This window comes from Paenibacillus agaridevorans (genome assembly GCF_003112455.1).
GTDB classification, from domain to species: Bacteria; Bacillota; Bacilli; order Paenibacillales; family Paenibacillaceae; genus Pristimantibacillus; species Pristimantibacillus agaridevorans.
Map to the genome: position 1 here is coordinate 1 of NZ_BDQX01000277.1, position 1,142 is coordinate 1,142.

A 1,142-nucleotide genomic window follows, 5' to 3' on the forward strand; every position below is an offset into this window, starting at 1 on the left:
AAGTTGAGACCGTTCGCGCTTCCGGAGTTGAACCACATCAAGATATTGGCCCCCGGCGCGACCGAACTTGAGCTGATATCCAGGAATATACCGCTTCCCACATTGATCAGGTTGTATTTCGAACCGTTCTCGACGATCCACCAACGCTGCGCCTCGGTATCGTTGCTTTCGTTCTGGGCAACCGGATTGCTCAGAACATTGACGCCGTTCTTATTCTCCATGACCTTTCCGGTGAGCGAATTGGTTATCTTATAAGATCCGTCGCTCTGCCGCTGGAACAGGAATATTTGCTCCTTGGAGCTGACCGTTCCCTTCGCGGCGGTTGTAAACTGAGTGCCGTTGTTCGAATCGGCTATGCTAATATTAGTTGCATTGGTGTTGTTGGTGATGAAATAATAGCCGTCCTCCACTGTCGCAGGAACGATCGACTTCCATACGGCGTATAAGGTGGCGCTGGAGTCCGCCGTATAGACTTGTTTCGGCTGGTAGACTCTAGTCGTTCCCGCGCTGCTGGTATCCCACCCGTCAAAGTAATAGCCCGCGCGGGTCGGGATCTCCCCTGACAGATTCAAGCTGACGCCGCTAACCTTCATCTGAGGCGCAGGCGCGCCCGTTCCGCCGTGTGCGTCGTAGCGTATGGACAATCCCGCCGGATTCAAGGCGAAGTTGAGACCGTTCGCGCTTCCGGAGTTGAACCACATCAAGATATTGGCCCCCGGCGCGACCGAACTGGAGCTGATATCCAGGAATATACCGCTACCAGCATTGATTAGGTTATATTTTGTCCCGTTCTGGACGATCCACCAACGCTGCGCCGCAGTATCGTTGCTTTCGTTCTGGGCTACCGGATTAGCCAGAACATGGATGCCGTCCTTGTTCTCCATGACCTTTTCAGTGAGGGAATTGGTTATCTTGTAAGATCCGTCGCTCTGCCGCTGGAATAGGAATATTTGCTCCTTGGAGCTGACCGTTCCCTTCGCGGCGGTTGTGAACTGCGTGCCGTTGTTCGAATCGGCTATGCTAATATTAGTTGCATTAGTGTTGTTGGTGATGAAATAATAGCCGTCCTCCACTGTCGCAGGAACGATCGGCTTCCATACGGCGTACAAGGTGGCGCTGGAGTCTGCTGTATAGGCCTGTTT

Annotated in this window: 1 protein-coding gene; it reads right to left on the bottom strand. The window is 53.1% G+C overall.

All coding sequences use genetic code 11. The features are described 5' to 3' along the window. Window positions 1-1,142, bottom strand: a 1,142-nt coding sequence (locus tag PAT3040_RS22195) for an RICIN domain-containing protein (protein ID WP_146200515.1), incomplete at both ends; no start/stop codon positions are given.